The organism is Brevundimonas sp. 'scallop', assembly GCF_011045535.1.
Lineage (GTDB): Bacteria > Pseudomonadota > Alphaproteobacteria > Caulobacterales > Caulobacteraceae > Brevundimonas > Brevundimonas vesicularis.
This window is the reverse complement of sequence record NZ_CP039382.1, coordinates 324,643-336,738: the sequence shown is the minus strand read 5'-3', so window position 1 is coordinate 336,738 and position 12,096 is coordinate 324,643. Positions and strand designations below refer to the sequence as shown.

The following is a 12,096-nucleotide window of genomic DNA, read 5'->3' as shown; positions in this document are numbered from 1 at the left end:
CGCGGGGGCCAAGCCTCGCCATTGTCTGTCCCATGCCTACGCCCAAGACCATTCTGATCATCGACGACGACGACGACCTGCGCGAGGCCTTGGCCGAGCAGTTGAACCTGCATGAGGAGTTCAAGACCCAGCAGGCCGCGACCGCGACCGATGGCGTGCGAATGGGGCGCGAGATTCGCGCCGACCTGATCCTGTTGGACGTCGATCTGCCCGACATGGACGGCCGCGAGGCCTGTCGCCTGTTACGCAAGGACGGGGTTTCGACACCGGTGATCATGCTGACGGCGCAATCGGCGGACGCCGACGCCATCCTGGGCCTGGACGCCGGAGCCAACGACTATGTCACCAAGCCCTTCCGGTTCGCCGTGCTGCTGGCGCGCATTCGCGCCCATCTGCGCAGCCATGAACAGTCCGAGGACGCCGTCTTCACCATTGGCCCCTATGAGTTCCGGCCCGCCGCCAAGGTGCTGATGGACGCCAAGGGCAAGAAGGTGCGGTTGACCGAAAAGGAAACCAACATCCTCAAATATCTCTATCGCGCCGGGGCCAAGCCGGTGTCGCGCGAAGAGTTGCTGACCGAGGTCTGGGGCTACAACGCCGGGGTCACGACCCATACGCTGGAAACCCACATCTATCGTCTGCGGCAGAAGATCGAGCCGGAGCCGGGCCATGCCCGCCTTCTGCTGACCGATGCGGGCGGATACCGCCTGCAGCCTTAAGGGCTCAGTCGGCCGTCTTCGGGCGGACCGTGAACAGCGGCAGGAAGACGTGGACCAGCGGGCCGATAGTCAGGGCGTAAAGCAACGTGCCCACCCCGACCGAGCCGCCCAACAGCCAGCCGACGGCGATAACGGCTAGTTCGATGGCCGTCCGCACCCATTTCACCGGCCAGCCTGTGCGCGCGACGATGCCGGTCATTAGGCCGTCGCGGGGGCCGGGACCGAGGCCTGCGCCGATATAGGCGCCGCTGGCCACGCCATTCAGGACAATGCCGGCGATGAGCAGGCCGGCCCGGAGCGGTAGGCCCAGGTCGGACGGGATCGAGTCCAGGCCGAAGTTGGCGACCGTGCCGATGACCAAAACATTGGCGACGGTCCCGATCCCTGGCTTCTGGCGCAGGGGAATCCATAGCAGAAGCACGGCCATACCGATCAGATTGACCACCAGACCGAAGCTCATACCGGCGGGTTTCGCAAACCGCTCGAACACCCCTTGGTTCAGTACATCCCACGGATCCAACCCGAGATCGGCGCGGACGATCAGGGCGATGGACAGGCCGTAGAGAAAAAGGCCGGCGAAGAGCTGGATCAGGCGACGGGTCATAAATCGATCTGATGCGCCAAACTGGCTATCGAAAATAGAGCCAGTTATGCCATTCTGGCCTGATGTCGTCGCGATCGATCGGTCTTGTTTCCCTGACGCGCCATCTCTGCGCCTGGCGGTCGTCGGGCGCAGGCGCGGCCTATCGGCAGCTCGCAGGGGCGATACGACTGCTGATTCTGGATGGCCGACTGCCCTTGGCGGCGCGTTTGCCCGGCGAACGGGAAATGGCCCAGGCGCTGGGCTTGAGCCGAACGACCGTCTCGGCCGCCTACGGCCGCTTGCGGGATGACGGGTTTCTGACCGGCGGGCAGGGCGCCGCCGCACGCACCAGCCTGCCGAACGGACCGGCACCGCGTCATGAGGCGACGCAAACGGACAGGTCCGGCCTGATCGACATGACCGCCGCCGTCCTGCCGGCCGATCCCAATGTGCATGCAGCCTATGTGCGGGCGCTGGAGCGATTGCCGGCGAACCTGCCAAGACACGGGTATGAGACGGCGGGGCTAGAGGAACTGCGCGAAGCGGTGGCGGCTGGCTATCGGCGGCGCGGCCTGGCGACCTCTTCGGGTCAGATTTTGATCACGCACGGCGCGCATAACGGCCTGGTCCATCTTCTGCGCCTGACGACGCGCCCCGGCGCCCCGGTGGTGTTCGACCATCCCACCTATCCGCAGGCGATCGACGCCATCCTGGCGGCGGGCGGTCGCGCCGTGCCCGTCGCCTTGCCGGACGGCGAGGGCGAGGAGGGATGGGATGTCGAGGGTCTGGTTGCGGCCTGCCGAAGCAGCAACGCGGCTATGGCCTATCTGGTGCTGGACCACAACAATCCGACAGGCCGGATGATGCGGGCGGCGGACCGGACGCGCTTGCTGGCGGGGCTCAAGGGGTCGGAGACCCTGCTGGTGCTGGACGAGACCCTGGTCGAACTGACGTTGAGCGGGCCGCCGGCCCTCAGCGCCTCTGCCGTCGATGCGCCGCGCATGGTCCGGCTTGACTCCATGTCCAAGAGCGTCTGGGGCGGCCTGCGAATCGGCTGGATCCGCGCGGACCGGGCGGTGATCCAGCGCCTGGCCCAAAGTCGCGCCAGCTTCGATCTGGGTGTTCCGATCCTGGAGCAGCTGGCGGCGGTCGAACTTTTGAACGACGGCGGCAAGGCCTTGGCGGCGCGCCGGCCCCTCTTGCGCGCCCGGCGGGATCATCTGCGGGCGCGGCTCGCCGAAAAACTGCCTGAGTGGGTCTGTCCGCGCCCGGCTGGGGGACTGTCCCTGTGGGCGCGGCTGCCGGGGCCGATCAGTTCCGCTTTGACGATCGCAGCCGAGGCCGAAGGCCTGCGACTTGCCGCCGGTCCGCGATTCGGCGTCGACGGCGCCTTCGAACGCCGGCTGCGCCTGCCCTATACCTTGCCGGAAGATCAGCTGGACGAGGCGGTGGTCCGGCTCGGGCGCGCCGCCAGAAAGGTCGGCCGGGGGCGAAAGGCGCCGGCGTCGGTCAAGCCGGTCGCCGTCTATTGAGGATCAGACGTCCAGATCAACCGTGACCGGCGCATGGTCGCTGGGACGATCCCATTCGCGCACATCGTCGTGGATGCGGGCGGTATCCTTGACCACGGCGGGGGTCAGGCCAGGGGAGGTCCAGATGTGGTCCAGGCGCAGGCCGCGATTCGATTTGCGGAAGTCGGCGGCGCGGTAGCTCCACCAGCTGGCCAGTTTCTGGGGCTCGGGGAAACGGTCGCGCAGCACATCGGCGAAACCGCCCGTCTCCTGAAGCCGGTTCAGGGTCTCGACCTCGATCGGCGTGTGGCTGACGATCTTGGACATGTAGCGGTGGTTCCACACATCGCCTTCGCCGGGCGCGATGTTGAAGTCGCCGGCCATGACCAGAGGGCGAGACTTGTCCTGCTTGGCCACGATCTCGGTCAGCTGTTCGTAGAAGTCCATCTTGTGATCGAACTTGGGGTTCAGCACCCGGTCGGGGATGTCGCCGCCGGCCGGAATGTAGAAGTTCTGCACGTCGATGCCGGACACGCGGGCCGAGACGCAGCGCGCATGACCCAGTTTGCACACCTGGAAGGTGTCGCTGTCCTCAAGCGGCAGGCGGCTGGCGATGGCGACGCCGTGCCATCCCTTCTGGCCCGCCACGCGAAGGTGGGGCATGCCCATGTCCTCGAAGGCGCCGCGCGGGAACTGGTCGGTGGTGCATTTGATCTCCTGCAGCATCAGGACATCAGGCTCGCGTTCGGCGACGAAGCGGGCCACCTGATCGATGCGCAAGCGGACAGAGTTGATGTTCCAGGTGGCGAGGCGAAGGGTCATGCCCCCGTCTAGCAGGCGCGCCGCGTAAAAAAAGCCCGGCCGCGACGGGCCGGGCTCTGGGAGGTTCGTCTCTCTCGCCGCCGGGGAGGGGGATATTCCAGGGCGGTAGAACGGCCGCCGCCGCTCGTGTGCTCAAAGTGTCACTGACGATCATAAAAGTCAAATCGTCACAATTGTCCGCTTGCGCGTGCTGATTATGAAACAGTCAGGACGCGGATCAGTCTCGCGGCGTATGCGCCTGCGGCGCCGTCGTCCATTCGCCGCGCCAGTCGTAGCTGAGCGTCACGCAGTGTCGATAGGCGCCGTCCGACCACCGACCTACGGCCTGCATGGTCAGGGAACGGGGCGCACGGACACGACCCATAATCAGCCAGACCCCGTCGGCGCCGGGACACAGGGCGCGCGACAGGCCGCGGCCGTCGCCGTCCTGATCGATGGCGTAGATGTCGTTTTCCTCAGCGCCCTGGGGCAGGACGCGTCGCGCGTCGTCCGGTCCGCCGCGCGTGAAGCCTGCCGTGCCGCGCGCGGTGGTCGAAAACAGACGTTCCACCTGCACCGCGCCGAACAGACCGCGCCGCACCTGCAAGGTGACGCCCTTGGTCAGCGCCTGGGTGATCCGGTCCGACGCATTATAGGCCAGGTAGCGGGTGTCCGCATGAGCGGGCGCCGCTGCCGAACCGACGATGATCAGGGCGAGAGCGGTGGCGGTGATACGGCGCATACGTTTCTCTTCCTCAGGTTTTGCGGCGAGAACGGGGCCTGATCCGATCAGTGTTCGCCGAGGCAGCGCAGCGCGACCTCGAGATTGCGCAGGCCGTCTTCGCCGGTGACCGCCGGCGTTTCGCCGGTCGTGATGGCGCGGGCGAAGGCCTCCAGCTCCTTTCTAAGCGGTTCGGCCGGCCAGCTGTTCAGCATCCGGGTCGAATAGGAGCCGTCCGGCTGCTGGCCGAAATATTCTGTGACCTGGCGCGTGATCAGATCGGCGACGATGAACTTGGTCTTGGTCGCCACCTGCAGCGTGCGGGTCTTGTAGGGCGTGACCCAGTTGGTGGTGATGTGGGCGATGACCCCGCTGTCCAGGCGGAACTGAAGCAGGGCCGTGTCCTCGCGATCGGCGCGGGTACGGGCCAGTTGCGGCTGGACCTCGACGATCTCCGAGCCCGTCAGGTGGCGGATGATGTCGATGTCATGCACGGCGAGGTCGATGACCACGCCGACCTCGCCCATGCGGGGCGGGAAGGGACCGACCCGGGTGATCTGGATCGAGATGATGTCGTCGTCGGTAACGGCGCGCTTGACGGTTTCGACTGCGGGATTGAAGCGCTCGACCTGACCGACCATCAGAACGCGGTCATTGGCCTTGGCCGCATCAATCATGCGCTGGGCATCGGCGACGCTGGCGGCGATCGGCTTTTCGACCAGGACGTGGACGCCCTTTTCCAGCAGGGCGACGCCGATTTCGGCGTGGAATCGGTTGGGCGTGGCGACGATGGCGGCGTCCAGACCGGCGTCGACGAAGGCCTGGGCCGTCGTGACAGGTGATGCGCCATAGGCGGCGGCGACGCCCTCGGCCGTCACCGCATCGGGATCGAAGACGGTGGTCAGGTCGAACTCGCGCATCTCGGAGGCGACGCGCGCATGGTTGCGGCCCATGACGCCGACGCCGGCGACGCCGATCTTGAGGGCGGGGGTGTTCGGCATAGGCTTAGCCCTTGTAGCTGGCGACGGCGGCGACGACCTTGTCCTGGGTCGCCTCGTCCAGATCGGCGTGCATCGGCAGGCTGAGGACCCGGTCCCTCAGCCGTTCGGTGACGGGCAGGCCGCCCGCACCCTGAGGGAAGCGCTGATAGGCCGGCTGCATGTGCATGGGCACCGGATAATAGACGGCGGTGGGCACGCCCTGATCCTTCAGGTGCGCGGCCAGCCCGTCGCGGTCCTCATGCTCGATCGTGTACTGCGCCCAGATGGAGACGCCGCCGTCGATGACGTGGGGCACGGCCGAGACATGGGGTGCGAGGCGTTCGTTGTAGCGGGCGGCGATCCGGTTGCGCCACTCGATCTCCTGACCGAAGACCTTCAGCTTCTCGATCAGGATGGCGGCCTGGATGGTGTCCAGCCGGCTGTTCATGCCGATGCGCATGGCCAGATATTTGGGGTCGTGGGCGAAGGCGGCGGCGCCGGCCTCCAGGTCCTTGGCGACGACCTTGCCGTGCACGCGAAGGGAATCCATTTCCTGAGCCAGATCGTCGTCGTCGGTCAGCACCGCCCCGCCGTCGCCGTAGCAGCCCAAGGGCTTGGCCGGGAAGAAGCTGGTCGTGGTGACATCGGCCCACTTCAGCGGATGATCGCCGTTCAGGCTGCAGCCGAAACCTTGCGCCGAGTCCGAGATCAGCTTCAGCCCATGACGGTCGCAGATGGCGCGGATTGCGGGATAGTCGGCGGGCTGACCGAACAGATCGACGGCGATGACCACCTTGGGCGTCAGGCGACCTTCGGCCTTGACCGCTTCGATGGCCGCCTCAAGCTTGGCCGGGTCCATATTGTAGGTGTGGGCGTCGACGTCCACGAACACGGGCGACGCGCCCAGCCACGGCACGACCTCGGCCGTGGCCGTGAAGGTGAAGCTGGGGCAGAAGACGGCGTCGCCGGTGCGGACGCCCCAGGCGATCAACGGCAGGATCAGAGCGTCGGTGCCGTTGCCGCAGCCCAAGGCGTGCTTGGCCTGACCGAAGGCGGCGAGGTCGGCCTCGAACTGGCGGACCTGCGGACCCATGACCCAGGCGCCGCCGACGACGGCCTCCTGAACGGCGGCCTCGATCTTGCCGCCAAGGCGCTGGCGCTGGGCCTGAAGGTCGATGAAGGGGATCATGGGGGACGCTCTCCACGGGGGATCGGTGGCGGCGGCCGGACAGGCGGGCCGCGAATGTCGGATCGTCCTAGCAAGATCGGGCGCGCGGGCCAAATCGCGCGGCGTCACATCGCGTTGCCCTTTGCTACCGCACACAGGTCTTGGCGCCCGTCGGCTTGCGCCGTAAGCCAGCGCCATGACGACGCTTTCCGCCGCCCGGACCAGGGTCTCGAACTGGCTGTTCGACCAAGCCCTGCCGCTGTGGGCCGAGCGGGGCGTGGATGCGCAGGGGCGCTTCTTCGAGCAGCTGGATTTCCACGGCCGGCCGGTCACCGGTCTTCGTCGTCGCACGCGGGTTCAGGCGCGCCAGATCTATGTGTTCTGCGAAGCGGCCGCCTTGGGATGGGCGCAGGGCCGAGCGGTGGCCCAGGCCGGGCTGGATCAACTGATATCCAGTCGCCGACGAGACGACGGCCTTTGGGTCTCGGCAACCGATGACGACGGCGTGGTGGTCGATGAGACGCCTGATCTTTACGACCTGGCCTTCGTCCTGTTCGCGCTCGCGGCGGCGCAGCGCGTCCTGAGTGATGCGCGAGCGCGGCCTCTAGCGCTGGAGACGCTGGCTGCGATCGATCGGTTGATGGCGTCTCCGCATGGGGGATGGGAGGAGGCCCTGCCGCCACGCCTGCCGCGGCGTCAAAATCCTCACATGCATATGCTGGAGGCGATGCTGGCCTGGCAGGCGATTGCGCCTGATCCGGCGTTCGAGGTGGCGGCGCGGGTGTCGCTGGACCTGTGCAAACATCGCTTCCTGGTCGACGGCACGATCCGCGAATATTTCACCGAGGATTGGTCCGCCGATCCAGCAATGGGTCATGTGATCGAGCCGGGCCACCTCGAAGAATGGGCCTGGCTGTTGAAACAAGGCGGGGACGGTTCTGATCTGGCCACGGCGCTGCATCGTCGGGCGGCAGCGCAGGGTTATCGCGACGGATTCGCCATCCGCGAGATCGGCCCGGCGGGAGAGACGCTGGATGGCGGACGGCGCCTGTGGGCTCAGACCGAGGCCATTCGCACAGGATTGAGTTTTGGCGACGCGGGCGTTTCAGCTTTGATCGTCGCCGTGTTCGACACCCATCTGGCCACCACTGTGCCGGGTCTATGGGTGGACAGCTACGACGCCCAAGGCCGCTCTCACGATGCGGCGGCGCCTGCGTCCAGCCTCTATCACCTGATGACCGCCTTTTCGGAACTGCATCGGAGCGACGCATGACCGGCCGGCCCGCCGCCTTTCTGGATCGGGACGGGGTGCTGATCGAGGACAGCGGTTATCCGCATCGGCCCGAGGATCTGAAGCTAATCCCCGGCGCGGCGGCGGCGGTGCGGCGGATGAACCAGGCCGGCTATCGCACCGTGATCGTGACGAACCAGTCGGGCGTGGCGCGGGGCCTGTTCAGCGAAGAGACGATGAACGCTTTCAACGCTCTGCTGGTCGCGCGACTGGCCGAAGAGGGGGCGATCATCGACGCCATCTATTCCGCGCCCTTCCATCCCGAGGCGATCGAGGCGCGCTATCGCCATCCCGACCACCCTGATCGCAAGCCCAATCCGGGCATGTTGCTGCGCGCTATCGCCCAGCACGATCTGGATCCGACGCAGTCCTTCATCATCGGCGATCAGACGCGCGATCTGCAGGCCGGTGAGCGGGCCGGGGTGGCGGGCTACCTCTTCGAAGGCGGCGATCTGGCCGTTTTCGTGCGCGATGTGGTCGGTCTCTAGGACCGGGCGTCGCATTTCCTCGCTTGGTGAATTACTCTGAGCCAAAATCGGAGGACATCGCCAATGAGCGCGCCCTATCCATTCGTTGAACGCCGCTGGACCTCGCCGGATGGGCTCACGCTCTTTGCGCGGGATTATGCGCCCGGTTCCGGCGTCGCGCGTCCCCCGGTGATCGCCATCCACGGCCTGACCCGCAACAGCGCCGATTTCGAAGCCATCGCGCCGCTGCTAGCCCAGAGCGGGCGGCGGGTGCTGGCGGTGGACGTGCGTGGACGTGGCCTGTCGGACCGTGCGCCCGACCCCATGACCTATATGCCCGACGTCTATGCGCGCGACGTTCTGGCCCTGATGGAGCAGGCCGGGATCGATAGAGCGGTCTTCGTCGGCACCTCCATGGGCGGGTTGATCACCATGGCGCTGACGGCGATGCGGCCCAAGGCGGTGGTCGCGGCCATCTTGAACGACATCGGGCCGGAGGTGGCGCCGGAAGGTCTGGCGCGCATCGCCGCCTACAGCGGTCAGCCCGTCGAGATCGGCTCTTGGGCCGATGCGGCGGCCTATGCAAAGCGGATCAATGCGGTGGCGTTCCCGCACTATACGGATGCGGACTGGGACGCCTTCGCCCGGCGCATTTTCCGCCAGCAGCCGGACGGTGAGATCGCGCTGGACTACGATCCCGACATCGCCGTGCCGATCCGAGCGGCGGGGGCTAAGGCGCTGGTCCCGAACCTGTGGCCGATGTTCCGGCGGCTGGCGAAGAAGAAGCCGACGCTGCTGGTGCGGGGCGCTCAGTCGGATCTGCTGAGCGCCGACATCGCCGCGCGGATGAAGAGGGCGGCTCCAACCATGGCCTATGTCGAGGTTCCCGGCATCGGCCACGCGCCCATGTTGGATGAGGCCGAGGCCAAGGCGGCGATCTTCGAATTCCTGGCCGAGGTCGATTAGTCCCTGGTCGGATCGACCCGCGACGCATCACCGTAGGTCAGGGCCAGGAAGACATCCTCCAGGTCCGGATCTTCGGTGGTGATGTCGGCGATGGTGACGCCGGCGGCGCGCACAGCGTTGATGACCTGTTCGACCGATGACTGCCCCTTCTTATAGGCGACCGCGAAGGCGCCGCCCGGACGAGATGTCACCTCGAAGCCGGCCAGCACCGGCGGCGTCGCCTGGGGCGTTTCCGGGGTCACGACGACATTGCGGCTGTCCAGACGGCGCAGAAGCTGCGGCGTCGGCTCGCAGGCCACCACCTCGCCCCGGTTCACGATGGCGATGGTGTCGCAAAGCTCCTGCGCCTCTTCGAGATAGTGGGTGGTCAGGACGATGGTCACCCCCTCTTCGTTGATGCGGCGGACGTAGGCCCACAGCTGGCGACGCAGTTCGACGTCCACGCCGGCTGTCGGCTCGTCCAGGATCAGAATGGGTGGATTGTGGACCAGGGCCTTGGCCACCATCAGGCGGCGCTTCATCCCGCCGGACAGGGCGCGGACATAGGCGTTGGCCTTGTCCGACAGGCCCAAGGCGGCCAGCAGTTCGTCGGACCGGCGCTCGTCCTTGGGCACGCCGTAAAAGCCCGCCTGCACCTCCAGTGATTCGCGCGGTGTGAAGAAGACGTCGGCGACGATCTCCTGCGGCACGACGCCCAGGGCGGCGGCGGCGTCGCGCGGCTCCTTGTCGATGTCGCGGCCCCAAATGGTCACAGAGCCTTCGGACTTCTTCACCACCCCAGCCAGGATGTTGATCAGGGTCGATTTGCCGGCGCCGTTCGGGCCCAGCAGGCCAAAGACGGAGCCGCGCGGAATGACCAAATCGACGCCGCGCAAGGCCGTCTTGGGGGCAGCCTTTTTGGACCTGGCATAAGTCTTCTTCAGTCCCCGCACCTCGATGGCGTTGTCGGGCAGGGCGGGGGTCTGTGACATGGTCGGCTATTCACTCGGGCGGGACGGCGAGCGGCATAGGTAGGGCGAGCGATCGCAATCGCCAACCTGCCTCGCCGACAGCATCAGACAAGCAGGCCTGTCTATGTGTCAACGGTGCTTGACTTAAGCAACTGATGTGTCTAGTCTGCTTGTCATAAAGACAACCAACCTTGATGGAGATCGCCGTGACCCCCGTTCAAAAAGCCAAGACGCCTCTGACCCGTACCCGCCTGATCGGCTTCGTCGCCATGGCGGTCTGCGCCATTGGCTACATTGGTGGAGGACTGTCGCTGCTGGCGGGCAAGACCGATCAGATCGAGATGACGCATGCCGCCATCGCCGGCGCCGTTCTGCTGCTGATCGGCGAGATCGGTCTGTGGGTCGGCGCGGCCTGTCTGGGCCTGACCTTGTTCAAGAAACGCAAGGCGATGCTGAACCGTCTTCTGGGCCGTCGCCCGGCGGCGCCCAGCGAGGTTTGACCTTCGGGTCCGGTCCGCCTAGGAAGCCCGCAAGCCTTTCAGACCCGGACCGGACCATGCCTCCCCGCCATTCCGACGCCATCATCCCGCCGCCCGAAGAGATCGTCGTCTCGACCAAACGCGTGGCCTGCGACGGCGGCGGCGGGGCCCTGGGCCATCCGCTGGTCTATATGGACATGGGCGAGGACGACTTCATCGAGTGCGGCTATTGCGACCGGCGTTTCGTCCTGTCGGCCCAGGCGCACGACGAAAACGAATATCTGAGCCCTGCGGCCCGCGCGCCCGAGGCCCACTGAGACCGTAACCTCAGTTCAGTCGCGGTGTTGCGGAGGTTGGGTCTATAGACGGCTGACACGCTGTTCGGACGGAGACGAGCCTTGCGCTATCTGCACACCATGGTCCGGGTAAAGGACATCGACGCCTCGCTGCACTTCTATTGCGACCTTCTGGGTCTGCAGGAGGTGCGCCGCACCGAGAACGAGGCGGGTCGGTTCACCTTGGTCTTTCTCGCAGCGCCCAAGAATCTGGAACAGTCGGCGGCGGAGCGTTGCCCCGAGGTCGAGCTGACCTTCAACTGGGATCCGGAAGAGTATCAGGGCGGCCGCAACTTCGGTCACCTGGCCTATAAGGTCGATGACATCTACGCCGCCTGCCAGACGCTGATGGACGGCGGGGTGACGATCAACCGTCCGCCGCGCGACGGCAACATGGCCTTCGTCCGCTCTCCCGACGGCATCTCCATCGAATTGCTTCAGGAAGGCGCGCCGCTGGCGCCGGCCGAGCCTTGGGCCTCCATGCCGAACGTCGGCGCCTGGTGATGACGGCGCGGACGGCGGCTCTGCTGACGGTTGCGGCGGTCGTGCTGTCGGCCTGCGCCTCGACCACCGAAAGCAACACCGGCCGCACAGCGACGGAGCAACTGCTCTTGGCGCGCGCCTCGGACCGGGCGGTCGAGGGGCTGGTCTTGCCATTGCCGACGGGCGCTTCGGTCTTCATCGACGACGCCTATTTCCAGGGCGAGGGCACACGCTACGCCGTCAGCGCGATCCGCGGCGCGATCTCGGACGCCGGTTTCAGCCTGGCCCGCAACAAGGACGAGGCGAACGCCGTGTTCGAAATCCGCGCCGGCGCGCTTTCGCTGGAGCAGATGCGGCGCGTCTTCGGCATTCCCGAGATGCGGATCCCGATCAACGAGACCTTTAACGTCGTCTCCCTGCCGGAACTGTCGGTCTACAGCCACCGCGACCGGGTCGGGGTCGCCGAGTTTTCCGGCTTCCTCTACGAAGCCAAGACCGGAGCGCCCTTGGGCGCTGTGGTGCCGATGATCGGCACCTATCGCATCCGCAGCCACAAGGCCTTCATGGTCGTGTCCTGGGGCCAGCAGCAGGCCCAGCCGGGTCAACGCGATCCGGGATCGAGCTGGACCGAATTCTGACGCT

At 66.5% G+C, this 12,096-nt stretch carries 15 protein-coding genes; 9 read left to right on the top strand and 6 right to left on the bottom strand.

The genetic code is table 11. The annotated features are described in order from the left end of the window. Window positions 1-32: 32 nt before the first annotated feature. Window positions 33-719 carry a response regulator transcription factor gene (locus E4341_RS01650; protein ID WP_066553631.1) on the top strand — a complete coding sequence of 229 codons (687 nt, stop codon included), beginning with the start codon at window positions 33-35 and terminating at the stop codon, window positions 717-719. 4 nt (window positions 720-723) lie between these two features. Here the strand turns inward: E4341_RS01650 and E4341_RS01645 are convergent, their stop codons facing one another. Next, a complete protein-coding gene (locus E4341_RS01645) occupies window positions 724-1,323 on the bottom strand; it encodes a YitT family protein (protein WP_165114672.1) in 600 nt (199 codons plus the stop codon). A gap of 62 nt (window positions 1,324-1,385) precedes the next feature. On the opposite strand from E4341_RS01645, the gene E4341_RS01640 reads away from it, so the two are divergent. Continuing rightward, window positions 1,386-2,834 carry a PLP-dependent aminotransferase family protein gene (locus tag E4341_RS01640; RefSeq protein WP_165114670.1) on the top strand — a complete coding sequence of 483 codons (1,449 nt, stop codon included), beginning with the start codon at window positions 1,386-1,388 and terminating at the stop codon, window positions 2,832-2,834. Between the two features lie 3 nt (window positions 2,835-2,837). Here the strand turns inward: E4341_RS01640 and E4341_RS01635 are convergent, their stop codons facing one another. The 4 genes from E4341_RS01635 to E4341_RS01620 form a co-directional block, all read right to left on the bottom strand. After that, window positions 2,838-3,635 carry an exodeoxyribonuclease III gene (locus E4341_RS01635; protein ID WP_165114668.1) on the bottom strand — a complete coding sequence of 266 codons (798 nt, stop codon included), beginning with the start codon at window positions 3,633-3,635 and terminating at the stop codon, window positions 2,838-2,840. Between the two features lie 217 nt (window positions 3,636-3,852). Continuing rightward, window positions 3,853-4,356, bottom strand: coding sequence for a hypothetical protein (locus E4341_RS01630; protein ID WP_165114666.1), 504 nt, complete (start codon window positions 4,354-4,356; stop codon window positions 3,853-3,855). 47 nt (window positions 4,357-4,403) lie between these two features. Next, on the bottom strand, window positions 4,404-5,336 hold the full coding sequence (locus E4341_RS01625) for a Gfo/Idh/MocA family protein (RefSeq protein ID WP_165114664.1): 933 nt from the start codon (window positions 5,334-5,336) through the stop codon (window positions 4,404-4,406). A gap of 4 nt (window positions 5,337-5,340) precedes the next feature. Beyond that, complete coding sequence (locus tag E4341_RS01620; protein WP_055809545.1) at window positions 5,341-6,504, bottom strand: DegT/DnrJ/EryC1/StrS aminotransferase family protein; 1,164 nt, start codon at window positions 6,502-6,504, stop codon at window positions 5,341-5,343. Between the two features lie 175 nt (window positions 6,505-6,679). Here E4341_RS01620 and E4341_RS01615 point away from each other — a divergent pair, with 175 nt between their 5' ends. The 3 genes from E4341_RS01615 (at window position 6,680) to E4341_RS01605 (ending at window position 9,207) form a co-directional block, all read left to right on the top strand. Further along, the gene (locus tag E4341_RS01615) at window positions 6,680-7,756 is read left to right on the top strand and encodes an AGE family epimerase/isomerase (protein ID WP_165114662.1); all 1,077 of its coding nucleotides are present in this window, start codon (window positions 6,680-6,682) and stop codon (window positions 7,754-7,756) included. After that, entirely contained in the window at window positions 7,753-8,262 is a 510-nt protein-coding gene (locus tag E4341_RS01610; protein ID WP_165114659.1) for an HAD-IIIA family hydrolase, read from the top strand. Before E4341_RS01615 ends, E4341_RS01610 begins: the two co-directional genes overlap by 4 nt. Before the next feature lie 63 nt (window positions 8,263-8,325). After that, entirely contained in the window at window positions 8,326-9,207 is an 882-nt protein-coding gene (locus tag E4341_RS01605; protein ID WP_165114656.1) for an alpha/beta fold hydrolase, read from the top strand. Here the strand turns inward: E4341_RS01605 and E4341_RS01600 are convergent. Then, window positions 9,204-10,178 (bottom strand): ABC transporter ATP-binding protein, encoded by a 975-nt coding sequence (locus E4341_RS01600; RefSeq protein ID WP_165114653.1) that lies wholly within the window; start codon window positions 10,176-10,178, stop codon window positions 9,204-9,206. The two genes, E4341_RS01605 and E4341_RS01600, sit on opposite strands and share 4 nt — an antisense overlap. Window positions 10,179-10,363: 185 nt before the next feature. Between E4341_RS01600 and E4341_RS01595 the strand changes: the two genes are divergently transcribed. The 4 genes from E4341_RS01595 to E4341_RS01580 all read left to right on the top strand — a co-directional run bounded on the left by E4341_RS01595 (window position 10,364) and on the right by E4341_RS01580 (window position 12,092). Beyond that, the gene (locus E4341_RS01595; RefSeq protein WP_240893595.1) at window positions 10,364-10,657 is read left to right on the top strand and encodes a hypothetical protein; all 294 of its coding nucleotides are present in this window, start codon (window positions 10,364-10,366) and stop codon (window positions 10,655-10,657) included. Between the two features lie 56 nt (window positions 10,658-10,713). After that, window positions 10,714-10,953, top strand: a complete 240-nt coding sequence (locus tag E4341_RS01590) for a zinc-finger domain-containing protein (protein WP_017505425.1) — start codon at window positions 10,714-10,716, stop codon at window positions 10,951-10,953. Between the two features lie 81 nt (window positions 10,954-11,034). Further along, window positions 11,035-11,475 carry a VOC family protein gene (locus E4341_RS01585; RefSeq protein ID WP_165114650.1) on the top strand — a complete coding sequence of 147 codons (441 nt, stop codon included), beginning with the start codon at window positions 11,035-11,037 and terminating at the stop codon, window positions 11,473-11,475. Then, complete coding sequence (locus E4341_RS01580; protein ID WP_017505427.1) at window positions 11,475-12,092, top strand: DUF6655 family protein; 618 nt, start codon at window positions 11,475-11,477, stop codon at window positions 12,090-12,092. Before E4341_RS01585 ends, E4341_RS01580 begins: the two co-directional genes overlap by 1 nt. Window positions 12,093-12,096: the final 4 nt, after the last annotated feature.

Excerpts from the sequence above, each read along its gene's own strand:
- E4341_RS01620 (WP_055809545.1), bottom strand. The coding sequence starts at position 6,504 with ATGATCCCCTTCATCGACCTTCAGGCCCAGCGCCAGCGCCTTGGCGGC.
- E4341_RS01640 (WP_165114670.1), top strand. The coding sequence starts at position 1,386 with ATGTCGTCGCGATCGATCGGTCTTGTTTCCCTGACGCGCCATCTCTGC.
- E4341_RS01615 (WP_165114662.1), top strand. The coding sequence starts at position 6,680 with ATGACGACGCTTTCCGCCGCCCGGACCAGGGTCTCGAACTGGCTGTTC.
- E4341_RS01635 (WP_165114668.1), bottom strand. The coding sequence starts at position 3,635 with ATGACCCTTCGCCTCGCCACCTGGAACATCAACTCTGTCCGCTTGCGC.
- E4341_RS01610 (WP_165114659.1), top strand. The coding sequence starts at position 7,753 with ATGACCGGCCGGCCCGCCGCCTTTCTGGATCGGGACGGGGTGCTGATC.
- E4341_RS01630 (WP_165114666.1), bottom strand. The coding sequence starts at position 4,356 with ATGCGCCGTATCACCGCCACCGCTCTCGCCCTGATCATCGTCGGTTCG.
- E4341_RS01645 (WP_165114672.1), bottom strand. The coding sequence starts at position 1,323 with ATGACCCGTCGCCTGATCCAGCTCTTCGCCGGCCTTTTTCTCTACGGC.
- E4341_RS01600 (WP_165114653.1), bottom strand. The coding sequence starts at position 10,178 with ATGTCACAGACCCCCGCCCTGCCCGACAACGCCATCGAGGTGCGGGGA.
- E4341_RS01590 (WP_017505425.1), top strand. The coding sequence starts at position 10,714 with ATGCCTCCCCGCCATTCCGACGCCATCATCCCGCCGCCCGAAGAGATC.
- E4341_RS01625 (WP_165114664.1), bottom strand. The coding sequence starts at position 5,336 with ATGCCGAACACCCCCGCCCTCAAGATCGGCGTCGCCGGCGTCGGCGTC.
- E4341_RS01580 (WP_017505427.1), top strand. The coding sequence starts at position 11,475 with ATGACGGCGCGGACGGCGGCTCTGCTGACGGTTGCGGCGGTCGTGCTG.
- E4341_RS01605 (WP_165114656.1), top strand. The coding sequence starts at position 8,326 with ATGAGCGCGCCCTATCCATTCGTTGAACGCCGCTGGACCTCGCCGGAT.
- E4341_RS01650 (WP_066553631.1), top strand. The coding sequence starts at position 33 with ATGCCTACGCCCAAGACCATTCTGATCATCGACGACGACGACGACCTG.